General features: G+C 68.8%; 11 protein-coding genes and 2 pseudogenes. 7 read left to right on the forward strand and 6 right to left on the reverse strand.

Going from position 1 to position 16,545, the window contains the following annotated elements:
- Positions 1 to 1,734: 1,734 nt before the first annotated feature.
- Entirely contained in the window at positions 1,735 to 2,808 is a 1,074-nt protein-coding gene (locus ACOKR1_RS17765; protein WP_422934235.1) for an IS630 family transposase, read from the reverse strand.
- A gap of 422 nt (positions 2,809 to 3,230) precedes the next feature.
- On the opposite strand from ACOKR1_RS17765, the gene ACOKR1_RS17770 reads away from it, so the two are divergent.
- Positions 3,231 to 3,857 carry a hypothetical protein gene (locus tag ACOKR1_RS17770; protein WP_422934236.1) on the forward strand — a complete coding sequence of 209 codons (627 nt, stop codon included), beginning with the start codon at positions 3,231 to 3,233 and terminating at the stop codon, positions 3,855 to 3,857.
- A 4-nt stretch (positions 3,858 to 3,861) separates the two neighbouring features.
- On the forward strand, positions 3,862 to 6,072 hold the full coding sequence (locus tag ACOKR1_RS17775; RefSeq protein ID WP_422934237.1) for a S53 family peptidase: 2,211 nt from the start codon (positions 3,862 to 3,864) through the stop codon (positions 6,070 to 6,072).
- A 67-nt stretch (positions 6,073 to 6,139) separates the two neighbouring features.
- On the opposite strand, the gene ACOKR1_RS17780 is transcribed toward ACOKR1_RS17775, so the two are convergent.
- From ACOKR1_RS17780 to ACOKR1_RS17790, 3 genes are all read right to left on the reverse strand, one after another.
- Complete coding sequence (locus ACOKR1_RS17780; RefSeq protein WP_422934238.1) at positions 6,140 to 7,210, reverse strand: IS110 family transposase; 1,071 nt, start codon at positions 7,208 to 7,210, stop codon at positions 6,140 to 6,142.
- 326 nt (positions 7,211 to 7,536) lie between these two features.
- On the reverse strand, positions 7,537 to 9,402 hold the full coding sequence (locus ACOKR1_RS17785; protein ID WP_422934239.1) for a glycogen debranching N-terminal domain-containing protein: 1,866 nt from the start codon (positions 9,400 to 9,402) through the stop codon (positions 7,537 to 7,539).
- A gap of 405 nt (positions 9,403 to 9,807) precedes the next feature.
- The gene (locus ACOKR1_RS17790; protein ID WP_422934240.1) at positions 9,808 to 10,863 is read right to left on the reverse strand and encodes a helix-turn-helix transcriptional regulator; all 1,056 of its coding nucleotides are present in this window, start codon (positions 10,861 to 10,863) and stop codon (positions 9,808 to 9,810) included.
- Between the two features lie 226 nt (positions 10,864 to 11,089).
- Between ACOKR1_RS17790 and ACOKR1_RS17795 the strand changes: the two genes are divergently transcribed.
- From ACOKR1_RS17795 to ACOKR1_RS17815, 5 genes and pseudogenes are all read left to right on the forward strand, one after another.
- Positions 11,090 to 11,374 carry a hypothetical protein gene (locus ACOKR1_RS17795; protein WP_422934241.1) on the forward strand — a complete coding sequence of 95 codons (285 nt, stop codon included), beginning with the start codon at positions 11,090 to 11,092 and terminating at the stop codon, positions 11,372 to 11,374.
- 29 nt (positions 11,375 to 11,403) lie between these two features.
- Positions 11,404 to 11,817 (forward strand): nuclear transport factor 2 family protein, encoded by a 414-nt coding sequence (locus ACOKR1_RS17800; protein WP_422934242.1) that lies wholly within the window; start codon positions 11,404 to 11,406, stop codon positions 11,815 to 11,817.
- A 19-nt stretch (positions 11,818 to 11,836) separates the two neighbouring features.
- Positions 11,837 to 12,472: pseudogene (locus tag ACOKR1_RS17805) on the forward strand (IS1634 family transposase); the annotation flags it as partial.
- A 47-nt stretch (positions 12,473 to 12,519) separates the two neighbouring features.
- Positions 12,520 to 13,731, forward strand: a complete 1,212-nt coding sequence (locus ACOKR1_RS17810; protein WP_422934243.1) for an IS4 family transposase — start codon at positions 12,520 to 12,522, stop codon at positions 13,729 to 13,731.
- Positions 13,732 to 13,938: 207 nt separating this feature from the next.
- A pseudogene (locus tag ACOKR1_RS17815) lies at positions 13,939 to 14,325 on the forward strand (IS1634 family transposase); the annotation flags it as partial.
- Positions 14,326 to 14,559: 234 nt separating this feature from the next.
- Here the strand turns inward: ACOKR1_RS17815 and ACOKR1_RS17820 are convergent.
- Together ACOKR1_RS17820 and ACOKR1_RS17825 are read right to left on the reverse strand one after the other, a co-directional pair.
- Positions 14,560 to 15,420 (reverse strand): 6-phosphogluconolactonase, encoded by an 861-nt coding sequence (locus ACOKR1_RS17820; RefSeq protein ID WP_422934244.1) that lies wholly within the window; start codon positions 15,418 to 15,420, stop codon positions 14,560 to 14,562.
- Entirely contained in the window at positions 15,420 to 16,514 is a 1,095-nt protein-coding gene (locus tag ACOKR1_RS17825; protein WP_422934245.1) for a Gfo/Idh/MocA family protein, read from the reverse strand. Before ACOKR1_RS17825 ends, ACOKR1_RS17820 begins: the two co-directional genes overlap by 1 nt.
- Positions 16,515 to 16,545 lie beyond the last annotated feature (31 nt).

Below are 16,545 nucleotides of genomic sequence, written 5' to 3' on the forward strand. Positions count from 1 at the left end.
TCGCAGCGTCAGCTGAGACCTCCACCGCTACGGGCTCCACAAGCGTCAGGTGAACCGGGCCGGTGTCGCGTGCGAAGCGTCCGAACCAGCGCCGGGCGACTTCCTCCGGCCACGGATGGCCGTGGGCCGGGGCGTGCAGGAACGGTGCGATCGCGGCCGCCTGGGCGGCGTTGAACGGGCCGGTGCGCCCGGCGACCTCAGTCGGCCGGTGTCGTCGTACAGGCCAAGGACAAGCTGCCGAGGTCGGGGTCGAGGGCCGATGACGGCTCCCGCAACGGCATCTGAGGGTGTGTAGACCTTGGTCTTGTACCAGGAGCGACCGGCCCTGTACGGCTGGTCGCCCTTCGCGACAATTCCCTCCACCCCGCTGTCGGCGAGCTCGTCCCGCCATCGGAGGGCGAGCTCGCGGTCATGGGTCGACGGCGAGATCTGCAGGGGGCGGTGCGAACCCGGCGTCGAGCTCCTCGAGGAGCCTGCGACGGTCGGACAGGCGGAGCGGGCGCACGTCGCGGCCGAGCCACTGCGAGGACGTCGAAGGCCACGAAGTTCACCGACTGCGCGGCCGCGAGTCGGCGGCCCGGGGCCGCGGCGAGGCGGTGCAGGACCGCGTCGAAGTCGAGGCGGCCATGGCCCCACGCGACGATTCCCCGTCGATCACCGTCGGGCCCGGGATCTGCTCGAGCGCTGCGCGTTCCAGCTCAGGGAACTGCGTGAGGGCGGCCCCGTTCCGGGACCAGATCTTGGCGCGTCCAGCCTCTACGACCAGAGCTGCCCTTAGGGGTGGCTTGTGAATTCGTGAAATATCCGACGCCAAGCACTTCGGTCATCGCGTTGCGGGCATGCGGGCCCGGGCGCAGAGCCTGACTTAGCCCCTCCCATCCGTATCCGCCCGATTCTTCCCGGAAGCTACGTCGACGTCGACCCGAGGGCTCTCGCAGCAAATGTCTCTCAACATCGCATGGTTGTTGACAAAGGCATCGCTGGTTACAGGACACTGAGGCCGTTGACAACGGTCTACGTCGGATACGGTTGCCACGATCGCCGCGATCGCTCAGGTGTCAGCGGCGGTCTTCACCGCAGTCATGGCTCGCCGGACACACGGGCTTGCTACAGAGACCGCAGAGATGGCCAAGGAGACGCAACGGGCGGCGAACGCAGCCGAGACCCAGGCTAAGGCGACGGAGACGCTCGTCGCCGAGGCGCAGCTCGACCGGGAGGCATCTTGGAGCCCTTATCTGACGAGCAACGTCATCACGGCTACGAATAACCCATCCGGAGCACCTGGCAGCCCACAGAGGGGTACAGCCAGACGCTCACGCTCACGCTCACGAACCTGGGGCGTGGACAGGCGATGAACTGCGCCTACGTCGCACGGCCAGCGAACGACAGCCAGTGGTGTTGGATCCGGCATCCCGGCCTCGGGGGCGGGGACTCCGCGGATGAACTGACAGCCCATCCTGGAGACGGAGAGCCTCCGTGGGAGCTCCTCGATCCATCACCGCACGACCCAGACCAGACGGCGCGTCTCGAAGGGGCTCTCTTCTGCGAGGACGTTTTCGGCAACCGTATCCGCTTCCCGATCGGACGTCGGGGCCGGGACATCTGCCGGCCGGAGGATGACCACCCGCCGGCTTGGGCAACCTCTCCGCGCATCTGGCCCTGACGAGGGGAAACTTCACCTGACCCCCATGCGCCTGGCCTTGGCGTACGAAATTTTCCCTTTTCTGAGACCACCTAGTGTCGCGTTTCTGAAGTTGTTTTGGGTTTGGCTTTGGCGAGGATCTGTTCCGGGGTCTTGGTCCAGACGAAGGGGTGGGCGCGGTCGTTCCAGCCGGTGATGAACTGGCGGATCTTGGCGTTGAGGTCCTTGACGGAGGTGAAGACGCCGCGGCGGATGGCCTGGCGGTCGATGATGCCGAACCAGACCTCGACGAGGTTCAGCCAGGACCCGGAGGTCGGGGTGAAGTGGACGCTGAAGCGGGGGTGGTCCTCGAGCCAGGCCTTCACCTCCGGGGTCTTGTGGGTGGCGTAGTTGTCCATGACCAGGTGCAGCTTCTGGTCGGGGTAGGCCCGGTCGATCTGGCGCAGGAAGGCGAGGAACTCCTGCCTGCTGTGCTTGGGCTTGACCGCGGCGGTGACCTGGCCGGTGGCGACCTCGAGGGCGGCGAAGAGGGTCGTGGTGCCGTGGCGGGTGTAGTCGTGGGTGCGGCGCTCGATCTGGCGCGGCTGCATGGGCAGCATCGGGGCGGTGCGGTCCAGGGCCTGGACTTGGCTCTTCTCGTCCACGCAGAGCACGATGGCGTCCTCGGGCGGGGCCAGGTACAGGCCCACGACGTCGGTGACCTTCCCGACCAGCTCTGGGTCGGTGGAGAACTTGAAGGTCCCGGACCGCCACGGCTGGACGCCGTACTCGCGCCAGGCCTTGGCCACCGTGGCGTTCCCGATCCCGAGGTGCTTCCCCAGCAGGCGCGAGGACCAGTGGGTGACCCCGTACTTCTTCGGCGGCGGGGCCGGGGTGGCCGAGACGACCTCGGCATGGTCGACCCGCCGCGGGCGCCCCGAGCGCGCCAGGTCCCCGAGCCCGGCAAGGCCCGACTCCGCATAGCGGCGCCTCCACGCCAGCACCGTCACGACGCTGACCCCCACGCGCTCGGCGATCACGGTGTTCGCCACACCCTCGGCGGCCAGCAGCACGATCCGCGCCCGCTGCGCCAGCCCGGCCCGGACCGAGCTCGAGCGCGTCAGCCGCGTGAGCTCCTCGAAATCCCCCTCGCGGAGGCCCAGTGCAGGAGCAGGGTGATTGGCCACGGGCCAATCCTCCCAAACACCCAACCATTCAGAAACTAACAACACGCGACACTAGGGATAGCGCTGCTCGTAGCCGGACGTGCGAACTCCGTTTCCGATGACCGAGTACATCGGAAACGGAGCACCGGTTGCCACAGGCGCGTACACGGCAAGCGTTACACCAGCTCCCGCGAGATCGCGCGGAGAAGTCGGCCGGTGACACGACGTCTCACCAACGATCGATATCTTTAGTCGTTTGGAAGCTGTGCTCCATGCAGTCCATGTGCAGATTTGAAGCGCGGCAGGCTGGTCACTGTCCTGTCGAATCCTCGTGTGCGAGGGATTGACATGGTGGAGACATGGGTGGGACATTCCCGTTCGGGGGAGGTCCGCGGTCGATTCTGGCGACGCCCTGGCGAGTCCGTGGGCGGGGAAGGATAGCCATGCTGCGTCGACTCGTCGTCGCGGCCGCAGCGGGCACGGCCTTGGCTCTCTGGGTGTCCGGCTGCGGCCAGTCGCAGGCCTCATCCGGGCAGTCATCACCCTATGCGGGCCCAAGGGCGTCCTCCAGCTCGCCGGCTGCCGGTGTGGTGTTCGTTGATGCTGCGGGGTTCCGCTACCGGCTCTCCTCCTCGGGCTTCACCGCGGCCACGACCGAGACGGACGAGCAGGGGAGCACCGTCGATGCCCCACCCGGCCAGGTCTTCCTGGCCGCCACCCTCACGGTCGCCAACGCCGCCGGCGACCGCCCCGAGCCCGACCCCTTACTGGGGGTCGACCTGAGCGGGAACGCCGTCTCGGTGGCCATCCCCGCCGCCCAAGGCGCGGGGCTCGGGGCGGCGAACGTGTGCCAGACCGGATCCACCGCGCAGACCTGCATCCTGGCCTCCACCCACTTCGGCCCAGAGGACCCGGCCCGCCCCAACCCGCTCGCCACCCCCCAGGTGGCCGCCGGGGCAAGCATCAAGGTCACGGTCTTCGCCGCCGTGCCGGCCTCGCTCCAGCCCACCACCGCACACCTGCTCCTCCAGACAGCCACCGGGCTGCTGGACATCCCCCCTGCACCCTGACCCCATGAGGACCCGTCGCAGGAGACTCGTGGTGCCGTTGCTCGCGGCGGTCGCCGCAGCCGGGCTCCTCGTCGCCGGAGACCTGGTATGGCAGAGCTCGCACGCTCCGGGGCCGGCCCCCTTGAACAGCCCGACAGGCAGCAGCGTCGGGGAAGGGACGAGCGCGACCCGGCTGGGTGCCGTTCCGGCGGACACCAGCGAGACGCTGCAGGTCCTGCTCCGCACGGGCGCCGACCCAGGCCCAGTCCTGGGTTACCTCCGCTCGAACGGCATCGATGTCGTGCGGCTGGGCCTGGGCGGCCGGCTGATCGTGGTGCGCTCCACGGCCGCGGTCATCGCCAGCGCCCTCGGGGCCCAGCTCTACCGCTGGCGCACCGACGGCACCGGATCGGAGTACGTCGCCTCCGACACCGAACCACGGTTCCCCCCGGACCTCGCTCCATCCGTCTCCGCTGTCTACGGGCTGAACAGGTCCGCCCGCGGCAGGCCAGGCAACAGCCCCCCACCCAGCCCCTGGCCCCTCGCCGACCAGCTGCAGACCGCCTACAACGCAAGACCCCTGCTCCAGCAGAACATCGACGGCAGCGGCGTGCGCGTGGCCATCTATGCCGAAGGCGGCTTCAACAAGGCGAACGTCGACACCTTCGCCGGCATCAATCTCCTGTCGCCCCCGGACCTGAACATCCTGCCCCTCGACACCGCCGGTGAGTACCTGACCTTCCCGTATACGACCACCGACCATGAAGATGAGGCCGAACTGGACATCGACGCCGTCCACACGATCGCGCCCGGGGCCACGATCGACTTCTACGAGCTCCCAGAGTCGGGCAGCAGTGATTCGTCGTTCGCCGAGAACATCGTCTCCTTCATCGACCACGCCCAGGCCAACGGCGACACGGTCGCCTCCTTCAGCTACTCGGACTGCGAGGTCACCGCGTCGAAGCCCGGCCAGCCCGGCTTCGACCCACGCGACCTCGCCGGACTGGACAGCGTCTTCCAGAACCTCTCCCTCCAAGGCCGCATGAGCGTCTTCGCGTCCTCCGGCGACGTGGGCCTCCACTGCGGCCCAGACTTTTGGAGCCCGGTGCTCGTCAACTACCCCGCGAGCGACCCCTACGTGACCGGCGTCGGGGGCACCGCTCTCCGACTTCACCCCGACGGCACAATCGACTCCGAACAGGCATGGGACGATCACATTGTGGTCCTTCCCGTCGGTGCATCCGGAGGGGGATCTTCGACGCACTTCGGGCGCCCGTGCTGGCAGGCAGGCCCCGGCGTCCCTCCCCCCGTCGCAGGGCAGGAGCCGAAGCGGCTGGTGCCCGACGTGGCCGCCGAATCGACGCCAGGCCTTACGCTGGGCGACGGGAACCAGCACCCGGGAACGAGCCTGGCGGCGCCGCTCTGGGCAGGATTCGCCGCCCTCTACGACGACTACGCGCAGAAGAACAACGACCAACTCCTCGGCTTCGCCAACCCGATGCTGTACCGGCTCGCGGCGACCGCGAAGAACCGGCCGCTCTTCGATGTCACCACGGCTCAGAGCACCGCCGATCTGGCCAGCCCCTTCCCCGGACCCGGATGGGACGCCTCCACCGGACTGGGATCCTTCAACGCCTGGACCCTCGTCCACGACGCCGCCTCACCACGGCCCGAACCACCCTGTCCCTCCACACCAACGCAAACAGCTACACCAGCGGCTACGCCGACCACCCCCTCCCCGCCGGCTGCCGGTGTGGTGTTCGTTGATGCTGCGGGGTTCCGCTACCGGCTCTCCTCCTCGGGCTTCACCGCGGCCACGACCGAGACGGACGAGCAGGGGAGCACCGTCGATGCCCCACCCGGCCAGGTCTTCCTGGCCGCCACCCTCACGGTCGCCAACGCCGCCGGCGACCGCCCCGAGCCCGACCCCTTACTGGGGGTCGACCTGAGCGGGAACGCCGTCTCGGTGGCCATCCCCGCCGCCCAAGGCGCGGGGCTCGGGGCGGCGAACGTGTGCCAGACCGGATCCACCGCGCAGACCTGCATCCTGGCCTCCACCCACTTCGGCCCAGAGGACCCGGCCCGCCCCAACCCGCTCGCCACCCCCCAGGTGGCCGCCGGGGCAAGCATCAAGGTCACGGTCTTCGCCGCCGTGCCGGCCTCGCTCCAGCCCACCACCGCGCACCTGCTCCTCCAGACAGCCACCGGGCTGCTGGACATCCCCCCCGCACCCTGACCCGCCAGTTCACGAAGTTAAATGCACGAGTGACCAGAGCCCCTGGGGACTGACGCTTGTATAGCTGTCAAGCCGCCTCCGGTGCTGCGTGGAGGGCGTTGAGCCTCCGGTACAGATGTCGCGCCAGGTATCGCTTCAAGCATCGGCGAATCTCACGTGTGGAGCGTCCTTCGGCGATGCGTCGTTCGACGTAGGCCCGTGTGTCGGGGTGATGGTTCATCCTCACCATGGTCACTGTGTGGAGCGCGCGGTTAAGGCGTCGGTCGCCGCCGCGGTTGAGTCGGTGTCGGACGGTGTTCCCCGAAGATGCCGGTATCGGGCTGACGCCCGCGAGGGACGCGAACGCGGCCTCGTCTCGGACACGGCCGAGGTGGGACCACGCCGTGATGATGATGGCGGCGGTGACCGGCCCTATTCCGGTTTCCTCCAGCAGGGGCGCGGCGGGAGTCGCGCGGATGAGTTCGGTCATGCGGGCCTCGTTGGCTTTCAGTGCCTCCTCGAGCTCGAGGATCCGCTTGGCAAGGCGCACCGCCTCATCACGGGCGATCCGCAAGGCCAGGGCCTCCTCCCGATCGCGCCAGCGTGACACTTCACGAACCTGCGAGGCCCCCAGCGGCTTCCGGGCGTCGGTGCCAAGCCCGTGGACGCGCAGCAGCGCGGTGAGCGCGTTCACGTTCATCGTGCGCTCCTGGGACAGCTGGTCCCGGGCGGTGGAGAGCACCCTCAGACCGGCCCGGGCGCCTTCGTCCGCCCGGGGACGGCGTAGCCTCGAGGTGTCGAGAGGCAGCACTGCTGCGGCGATCGCGCCAGCGTCGATAGGGTCCGACTTTCCGATGCCGCGGCGGCTTCGGGCGTTCATCCTCGGGGCCTTGGCCACTTCGTAGCCTGCGGCGACAACGCCGGCGGCGAGCCGGGCCCCGTAGGTGCCGATGCCTTCGATGACCCAGAGTGTGCCAGCGTCGGCGGCCGTGCGCCGGGCAGCCCACGCGATCGCATGAGCGAGGCCCTTGGGGGTTGTCGGGAACTGCTCGCAGACCAGAAGCTCCCCGGTGGAGGAGTCAAGGATCGCGTAGGTGTGCGTTCGGGCGTGGGCGTCCACGCCGATGACGAATGGGTGGGAATGAGCGACAATGGCCAACGCGGGCGGGTCCTTCCTTCAGCGGAACAGGGTCGGCCGCGCAGCGGCCGGCGTCTGTCCGGGACAGGAAGTCACTTCGGGGCAGGACTGTGATGGGCCACGACTCCCTGGGGGTCGGGCAGGCTGTTGCCGGGAGAGTGTCCGGATGAGGGTGGTTCGGCTTGGCTGTGGTTGGTCGATGCGGACGTTCGAAGATGGTCGCGCTGGCTTTCGGTGCCGGCTTCCGAGTGGTGGAAGGCCACGGGGATGGCCCGATCGGCAGCCAACCGGTACAACTGAGCTGGAAGCCTTCCTCCCGGCTCTGGGCCCGCACTCCGTCTCGGTCCTCATGGCTGCAGGAGGCTCACGGCCGCGATGGCCGCGGCGGCCGACCAGGCCTGCGGACGGCAGGAGGGCGGGTAGGGTAGGGGCGGGCCCTCGTGGGACGCGTAGCCGCTGTAGAGCTCGGGAAGTCCGTGGCCGCGGGCTGCTGCGGCTTGGAGCACTCCGCGCACCAAGGCCGCGGCATCGTCGTCCCTGCCGATGGCGGCGAGTCCGGTCGCGGCGATGATGGTGTCGTGGGGCCAGACGGACCCGGTGTGATAGCCGAGCGGGTTGTACCCCGCGGTGTCGCTGGCCATCGTGCGGATGCCGTACCCGCTGTCCAGCACGGGGTCAACCAGGAGGTCCGCGATCATTTCCGACTCGGCGGCGGTGCAGAGGCCGGTCCCCAGCAGATGGCCGATGTTGGAGGTCAGGGCTGTCACCGGGCGGCCGTTGGACTCGACGGCGACGGCGGGGTGGGCCCCGTGGGGCGAGTCGACCCAGAACGCGTCGCGGAACCCCTCGGCGAGCCTGGATGCCCAGTCCTCCCACTTGCCGGGGTCGCCATCGCCGAAGGCCCTCATGAGCGCCGCAGCATGGCGGGCCGCAGCGTGGGCGTAAGCCTGGACCTCGCACAGTGCCACGGGGCCCTCGGCGAGGCGCCCGTCGCGGTCGCGGATGCCGTCCACCGAGTCCTTCCAGCCCTGGTTGGCCAGCCCGCGTCCGCTCGAGTCGATATAGCGCAGGAAGCCGCCGCCCTCCTCCGCGGCGTGCTCCATCCACGCCAGGCACCGGTGCATCGCAGGCAGGAGCGCCTCGACCTCCCCTCTGGGCGCACCGGCCCGCCACGCGTCGTGGAGCAGCGAGATCCACAGCGGGGTCGCATCCACGCTGCCGTAGTAGAGGGCGGGAAGGACCACCCCACCGGAGAGGACCCGCTCCGCCTCGCGGACCACGTGCGCGATCTTCCCGGCCCGGGCCTCGGTGGCGTCGTCGTCGCCAAGGGCCTGGCGGCGTGCCAGGGACCGGAGGGTTCCCATGGCGATCTCGTTTCCCAGCGGCAGGACGAAGCGCGCCGCCCAGAGGGCGTCGCGGCCGAACAGGGTGCAGTACCAGGGGGCGCCAGCGGCGAAGAAGACGTCGCGGGGGTCCGCGCCGTCCCGGAGCAGCAGCCCGCGCAGGTCCAGGAGCGCCCGGTCTAAGGTGGCCTCTGTTGAGGCGTCCACGCACCTTGCGAGGGGCAGGATGCGTTCCGCCTCCTCTGCAGAGACGGGGAGGAAAAGGGGCGGCTCACGGTCCTCGATCTCCACGCGGACCTCGACCGAGACGACCGATCCGGCGGGCACGGCAAGCCGAGTGGGGACGCCGGGGCAGATCGAGGACCGCACGCTGACGCGCAGCCGCGGGTGCTCGAAACGCAGCCCGAAGGCGCCTCCGGATCCATCGCGCGCATCCGAGGGGGTCCAGTCGGTCTGCGCCCTGCCCGCCTTGACATCGGCAAGGGTGGCGAAGTCGGAGGCCGCCTCGAGTCGGACGGTGACCGTGAGGGGATGCTCGCCGACATTGCGGAAGCTGTGCGCTTCGATGATGCGCCCGGGCCTGGTATGGCGGGCGCGCCTCAGGAACAAGACCGCGTCAGGGGTCTGCTCCCCCACACCTCGCACGATCGAGTGGAACGCCGCGGCCTGCCCGTCGCCGTCCACGGCCCCGAGGAACTGGACCCTGCCCTCGATCTCCACTCCGAGCCGGCGCAGGGCACGCAGCTCGCCGTGATAAATGCCGCAGGCCTCTCCCGCACCGCCGCGGATTTCACCGGTCCGATCCGAGATGGACTGGGTCGGGGCGGCAACGTCGATGTATGCCTCGTGCAAGGCCGGCTCGTGGGCCATGGTTCCCTTCCTTCGCCTTGACACCGCCTGGCTGCTTCGGCCGACGCCACCCGGCGCCAGAGTGCGATCAGGATGTCAGCTTCGCAAGGGCATCGACACCTCGAGCCCGATGGGGAAGACGTTCTCACACATCCTCGGCGCGATAGCGGAGCACGCCCTGGTCTGAGAGCATACCCGCGGCGAGCCAGCCGCTGGGCCAGACATACGTACGTACTTGCTGTACGTCCGTACACTCAGGCCGCCTCAGCTGCGTCAATCCGAGGCCTACGCAGCCCCCTCGGAGCCTCCATGACCCCAGATCGGGCGGGTCCGGACAAGAGACCTGGACCGCCCATGGCCGAGGTTCCCCGGGTGGACGATCACAGCCTGATGTTGTCGCTGGACTCCCGTAAGTGGGGCGTCGCGTCAGGCAATGGCGGCGACGAGTTCTCGCCTGCTGTGCACCCCGGCCTTGGCGAAGAGGGACTTTACATGGTCGTAAACGGTGTGTTCGGAGACGAATAGGCGCCGCGCGATCGTTGCGGTATCAAGCCCCTGCACCAGGAATGCCGCAATCTCGGTCTCTCGAGTCGACAATCCGTACCCGAGGCACGCTAGGTCGAACACGTCTCGGGGAGAGGCCCGACGGAGGGTCACCACCACGGTGCCCGTGGCGTCGTCCAGCGGCTGGCCCTCGGCCAGGACCCAGCAGCCGTCGGCCGAACGCAGCCGCACGCGGTGCGTTGCGCCTGCTCGACCATTCCCGGGGGGTTGCTCTGCGTAGCGGACGCGGGCCGCCAGCTGGAACAATGAGGCTGGCACTGCGGTGCCGTAGGGTACCACGGCAGGCTGGAGGTACTGGAGCCACTGCCCGGTGGCGGGAGTCTGAGCCGTGGCGCGCAACGACTGGTCGATCATCATGACGCCGACCGCGAAGTCCACACCACTGTCGGCCCCCACTGGCCTTGCCATCGCGTGTCTCAAGGCAGCGGCAACGGGCTGATCGATCTGGCGCATGAGCTGCGCGTCCTCGTCGTCGAAAGGCCTCTCATGCGCACCGCGGAACAGGTGCAGCTGCGCCCAGCAGTGACGCGTATCGACGAACGCGACTCTCATTTCGTCACCCAGCCCCGCTGGACCTAGCACTTCGCGCCACTCGATGCAGCGAGCCAAGTCCCCACGGGTGCCGCGCGAGAGCGCCTCGACGTGCTCTCCGGCGCGGTCCGGGACTGAGCTCAGCTGGGTGAACACGTCCGGGGCGGCCTCTCGGAGCTCCATTACCCGCGGCAGGCCAGCCCAGTGGGGAATCTCGCCGATCCCCGTGGTCATCAGGTTTGATGCGGGATCGACCAGCGGCCAGCACCACGCTTCGAACCCGATGGCCCGACGCAGCTCAGCCACGACCTCGCACCGCAGCGATTCCGCATCCAGGCCCGCCTCGGCAATGCGCACAATGCGCTCGCGGCTCCGCTGCAGGGCCACTCCAGTCCCCATGACCGAAGCGTGACAGCACCCGGCCGGATTGGGAACCCCCAACACCGGGGGTGGCGCGAGCGACCCCAACAGCCGCGCACCTCATGGCGGCCGCACGGATCCAGCATCGCATCCCGGATCCCCCCGATCCTGGGGATGGTGGCCGCCCCAAAGACCCCGGAACGTATAGACCAGTCGCCGCCACGACCGGCGGCACCGATCTAGGAGGACAACGATGCAACCCACCTCGAGGCCACCCGCAGTTCCGTCCATTCACCTCCGCGCAGCCGTCACCTGGCTAGCCCTGTTCCCGCTCGTCACCGTGGGCCTGTGGGCCATGGCACCGTTCGACGCCACCTGGCCACCCGTCCTGCGCACCTTCGTGCTCACAGCGGCCCTGGTCCCGCTGATGGTCTACCTCGTCGTCCCCACACTGCTCAAGGCCGTCCTCGCCATCGCCGCCCGCCGAGGCCACAGGCCGCAAACAGCTTCCGCGCACCGCACTCCGAGCACATCATGACCACAAGAGCCCAACGGAAGGCCGAACCCATGGACCGCCATGCGATGGACGAGCTCATCGACCGACACTGGGAAGCGGAAAACAGCGGCGACCTCGACGCCGCCATGGCCACGCTCCACCCCGACGTCTACCACGACGTCGTCGGATCTCCGATCCACCCACTACGGGGGCGTGCGGCCGTCCGCGCCTTCTACGCCGACCTGCACGAGAACTTGCAGGGGGAGAGCCGAGAACCCCTCGTGCCGCGCCGCTACGGCCGGAACTTCTGCGTCGAAGATGTCCTCAACCGGGCAGTCGTCTCCGGAACGATGCTCGGCGTCGCCGGACACGGCCGCACCGTCACCTTTCGCATCCTGCACGTCTGGGAGTTCGCTGACGGCCTCATCTCCCGCGAGAACGTCTGGCTGGACACCAACGCCATCCACCAACAACTCACCACCTGACCCCACCTCGCCAGTCGCCATGCGCAAGGTCGGCTACTCCAAGGAACGCCGCGCCGACCCACAGATCGTCGTCGGCCTGCTCGTGGACCACCATGGCTTCCCGCTCGAGATCGGCTGCTATGAGGGGAACAAGGCCGCGCAGACCACGATCGTCCCGATCGTCAAGCAGTTCCAGGACCGCCACGGCATCGAGGACATGGTCGTCGTCGCCGACGCCGGCATGCTCTCCGCGGCCAACCTGGCCGCGCTCGAGGAGGCGAACCTGCGCTTCATCGTTGGCTCCCGGGCGGCCAAGGCACCGATGGACCTGGCCTCGCACTTCCGCTGACACGGCGACGCCTTCACCGACGCCCAGGTCATCGACACCATCACCCCCAAGACCAGTCGGCGCAGCGAGAACGACGAGGCGGTGCGTGCGGAGCCGGTCTGGGACCCGCCGCGGCACCCGGGCTCGTGGCGGGCGGTCTAGGCCTACTCGGCCAAGCGGGCCGTGCGGGACGCGAAGACGCTGACGCTGCAGGAGAACCGGGCCCATGCGGTCATCGCCGGCGAGAAGTCCGCCCGCACGCCGCGGTTCTTCAAGACCAGCGGTGACTGGCACAACCTGGACGAGGCCGCCCTGGCCCGCGCCCGACGCCTGGCCGGGCTGAAGGGCTAGACCCAATACCGTTCAGTTAAGGTTTGAGGCGGTATGGTTGGGGCATGCCTCGTACTGGGTGGGTGAAGCCGGTCTCGGATCGCCGGTTGTCGGACTTGGTGTCGGTGGGCCTGCTGACCAGGGTGTTCCCGGCGGATGTGGTCGATGAGGTGATTGCCGCGGCCGGGCGGACCGAGGTGCGGCATCGGGCCTTGCCGGCCCGGGTTGTGGCGTACTTCTCCCTCGGCATGGCGCTGTACTCGGAGGGCTCGTACGAGGACGTGCTCGCGCAGCTGACGGACGGGCTGTCGTGGGCGTCGGGCTGGTCGGATTCGTGGTTGCCGCCTTCGAAGTCGGCGATCTTCCAGGCGCGGTCCCGGCTGGGATTCGAGCCGGTGCGGGACCTGTTCGCCCGCGTGGCGCGGCCCCTGGCGGGACCGGACACGCCCGGCTCCTGGCTGGCCGGGCGCAGGCTCGTGGCCATCGACGGGACCTGCCTGGACCTGGCCGACACGCCGGGGAATGCCGGCTTCTTCGGTCGGCCGGGATCCGGCCGCGGCGAGCAGTCAGCGTTCCCGCAGGCCCGTCTGGTGGCCCTGGCCGAGTGCGGCACCCACGCGATCCTCGACGCCGCGGTCGGGCCCTGCAGCACCTCCGAGATCGAGACGGCCCGGGAACTCGTCGGGCGGCTGGAGCCCGGGATGCTGGCTCTGGCCGACCGCGGCTTCTACGGCTTGCGGCTCTGGCAGCAGGCCGCCGCCACGGGCGCGGACCTGCTCTGGCGGGTGAACGCGAACCTCCGGCCGCGCCATCTGGAAACCCTGCCCGACGGGTCGTGGCTGGCGCGCATCGCTCCGACCTCGGGCCCGAACCGGGCCACCACGGCACCCCTGACCGTGCGGGTCATCGACTACGCGATCGACGACGGCAGGGAGAACCCGGAAGAATACCGGCTCCTGACCACGATCCTGGATCCGGCCGACGCCGCCGCGCAGGACCTCGCCGCGGCCTACGCGCAGCGGTGGGAGATCGAGGGCGCCTTCGACGAGCTAAAGACGCACCAGCGCGGCCCGCGGGCCGTCCTGCGGTCCAAATCCCCCGACCTCGTGCAGCAGGAGATCTGGGGGCACCTGTGCTGCCACTACGCGATCCGCACCCTCATGGCCGGAGCGGCCGCGCACGCCGGGCACGACCCCGACAGGGTCTCCTTCGTCGCCGCCCTGCGCATCGCCCGCCGCTCGGTGGCGCAGGGCTCCTTCCCCCCCTCAGGACCCTGACGCAGCCACCACGATCTGGCACCACGCGATCCGAAGACTCCTCCGAGGGCTCAACCCAGCCCGCCGGCAACGCTCCAACCCCAGAGTAGTCAAACGCAAGGTCCTGAAATGGGCTGCCAAACGCGCCATCCACGCCCACTGGCCCCAGCCGGACCACGCCCCCGAATATACAACCCAAAGGCATTAACTGAACGGTATTGGGGCTAAGTCACCAACATCCCCGCCAGTCCCATGCCGGCCGGTGAGGTCATCGCCTCGCACCACGAGCTGTGGAACGTCGAGCAGTCCTTCCGGATGTCCAAGACAGACCTGGCCGCCAGGCCCATGTTCGTACGCACCCGCGACGCGATCGAGGCCTACCTGACCATCGAGGCCTACCTGACCATCGTGTTCACCGCCCTGGCCCTCTCCCGCGAGGTCCAAACCCGCACCGGGTTCGCGATCCGCAGCGTGATCCGCCAGCTCCGCCCGGTGCGCTCCGTCACTATCACGTCCAACGGCACCACCCAGACCATCCCGCCACACATCGAACCCGACCGACAGGCCATCATCGACGCCCTCACGACAGGCAAATCTCAGGCACTGACCAAATGACCGAACTCAGGCCGAGGTGTCCACCGTTTGATTCTTCAGCGTTCCTCTTGATGCGGCAGCAGGTCGGCTGCGCGCGGCACTGGCCGCCCGGCCCGAGGCTGCATCCTAGGGTCAGCGGGCCTGGAGGGGCACTCCCGCCCCGTTGCGCGATCGGAACGGGCGGCTGCCGATGGAACCACAGGAAGGGAATCGGAAGGTGCCGGAGAAGGCATCAGAGGCGGCCCCGGCCCTTGCTCATCCCTCTGGCCCCCGGTCCGCTGCCTGGTCGGGCATAGGCACGGGTGCTGCCCCGGCAATGCGCAGGTGTCGCGCTGGCGGTCCAGGGGTGGCAGGTAGGGCGCGTAGGAGGCGGGCAGCCCCGTCGTCGAGGTAGACTGCTGCATCTTTGTGGCCGCGGATCGCGGACCCGGGGCAGTCGGAGCCAACCTCGCCCGTCAGGGCGCGGCGCACAGCCCGGGCTTTGGCCGAGCCGAGAACGGTGACGATCACCGTCCCTGCCTGTACCAGCGTGGGCACGGTCAGGGTCAGCGCCGCGGTTGGGACCTCCTCCAAGGAGTCGAAGCAGTCTTCATCGACCTGCTGTTGCCTCGAGACAATGTCGAGGACCACCTCGCGGATCGGGCGGGGATCATCGAAATGGGTGTCCCCGGGTTCATTGAAGGCGATATGTCCGTTCATCCCGAAACCCATACACACCACATCGATCGGGGCAGCCGACACCAGGGCCCCGTACCGCGCGAGCTCGGCTCTCGGGTCCTCGGCCGTGCCGTCGATCGGATGGAAGGCGGCGAATCTCTCGATGGGCAGCCTGTCGGCCAGCCATCCCGAGAAGGACCGCGGGTCGCTGCTTGGCAGGCCGACGTACTCGTCCATGTGGAACGCGACCACGTGCTCCCACGGGCAGTCCAGGTCGACGAGCCGGGCGAGCATGGTCTCCTGTGAGGGTGCGCTGGCGAAGATCACCCGGGCCTCGCCTCGCGCCTCGACCGCGCGGTGGATGGCCGCGTAGGCGGCGTCGCCCGCCAGTTTGCCGGCCTGTGCGGCGTCCGCACACGGATGGACACGAACCCCGTCGAATTCGACCGGCATCTCCATCAGACGTCCTTCCCTTGTGTGTTGTAGCCCGACGTGCTTTCCGCTGCCCACGCGGGATTCTGGTGGGCGCGATGGTTCGAAGTAATCAAGTGGGCAGTCTCCTCGGCTCGCAGCGCCAGCGTGGAGGCTTCGAAGCAGTGGCGTTGGCTCATGACGGTCTGGGTTCGGTGGGTGATGTCCTCGAGCAGTCGGCGGCCGAATTGGGGGTCGACGTCGTGGCAGTCGATGTACTGCACGCTTTGGTGGTCGACCAGGAAGAGGTGCTCGCCGTTGGGCCTGCCGGCCAGATCGCAGGTGCCGCGGACCTCGAGGTATCCGTCGGTGCCCAGGACGGTGAGGCGTTGGTCCCCGAAGCTGCTGAGTCCGTCTGGTGTGAACCAGTCGACGCGGAGGTAGCCGCTGGAGCCGTTGTCCCCGCGGAGGACGGCGTCGCCGAAGTCTTCGAGTTCCGGGTAGTGGGCGTGGTTGTAGTTGGCTACCTGTGCTGAGACGACATCCGCTGTGGTCGCCCCGGTGAAGAACAGGAACTGTTCCACCAGGTGCGATCCGAGGTCGGTGATTATTCCGCCGTAGCGCGCGCGCTGGTAGAACCAGGGTGGCCGGGTCGGGGCGTTGATCCGGTGGGGGCCTAGGCCGATGGTCTGGACCGGACGGCCGATGGCGCCGGTCCGCACGAGTTCCCCGGCGCGGTGCATGGCACGGCTGCTGAGGCGGCCGTAGCCGACATAGAAGAGCTGGCCGGTCTCGGCGTGTGCCCGCTGTGCCTCGGCAATTTGATCGAGCGTGGTGAAGCCGGGCTTGTCGGTCAGGAAGTCCTTCCCGTGGTGCATTGCCTGCAGGCCGATGCCCGCACGCTCGTCCGGGATGGCGGCGCTGACGACGAGCTGGATGGAGTCGTCCTCGAGGATGTGTGCCATCCGGTCCACCCGCGCCGCGCCCTGGTGCTCCGAGGAGAAGGCACTGGCCAGGTCGTCCTCGGGCGCGAAGAACGCAACCAGGTTCCCTCCGGCGGCGCGAAGCGTCTTGACGAGGGGGTAGATGTGATTGTGGTTCAGGCCGATGACGGCGAACCGCACGGTTGGCTGGTATGGCATGGGTGATTCCCTTCCCAAAGGGGGCGTGGCA

The sequence above is a fragment of the Sinomonas sp. P47F7 genome (assembly GCF_049332655.1).
Lineage (GTDB): Bacteria > Actinomycetota > Actinomycetes > Actinomycetales > Micrococcaceae > Sinomonas.

What these genes read in the sequence shown, in the direction of transcription:
- ACOKR1_RS17770 (WP_422934236.1), top strand. Translation starts at nt 3,231, where the DNA reads ATGCTGCGTCGACTCGTCGTCGCGGCCGCAGCGGGCACGGCCTTGGCT.
- ACOKR1_RS17775 (WP_422934237.1), top strand. Translation starts at nt 3,862, where the DNA reads ATGAGGACCCGTCGCAGGAGACTCGTGGTGCCGTTGCTCGCGGCGGTC.
- ACOKR1_RS17785 (WP_422934239.1), bottom strand. Translation starts at nt 9,402, where the DNA reads ATGGCCCACGAGCCGGCCTTGCACGAGGCATACATCGACGTTGCCGCC.
- ACOKR1_RS17795 (WP_422934241.1), top strand. Translation starts at nt 11,090, where the DNA reads ATGCAACCCACCTCGAGGCCACCCGCAGTTCCGTCCATTCACCTCCGC.
- ACOKR1_RS17800 (WP_422934242.1), top strand. Translation starts at nt 11,404, where the DNA reads ATGGACCGCCATGCGATGGACGAGCTCATCGACCGACACTGGGAAGCG.
- ACOKR1_RS17810 (WP_422934243.1), top strand. Translation starts at nt 12,520, where the DNA reads ATGCCTCGTACTGGGTGGGTGAAGCCGGTCTCGGATCGCCGGTTGTCG.
- ACOKR1_RS17820 (WP_422934244.1), bottom strand. Translation starts at nt 15,420, where the DNA reads ATGGAGATGCCGGTCGAATTCGACGGGGTTCGTGTCCATCCGTGTGCG.
- ACOKR1_RS17825 (WP_422934245.1), bottom strand. Translation starts at nt 16,514, where the DNA reads ATGCCATACCAGCCAACCGTGCGGTTCGCCGTCATCGGCCTGAACCAC.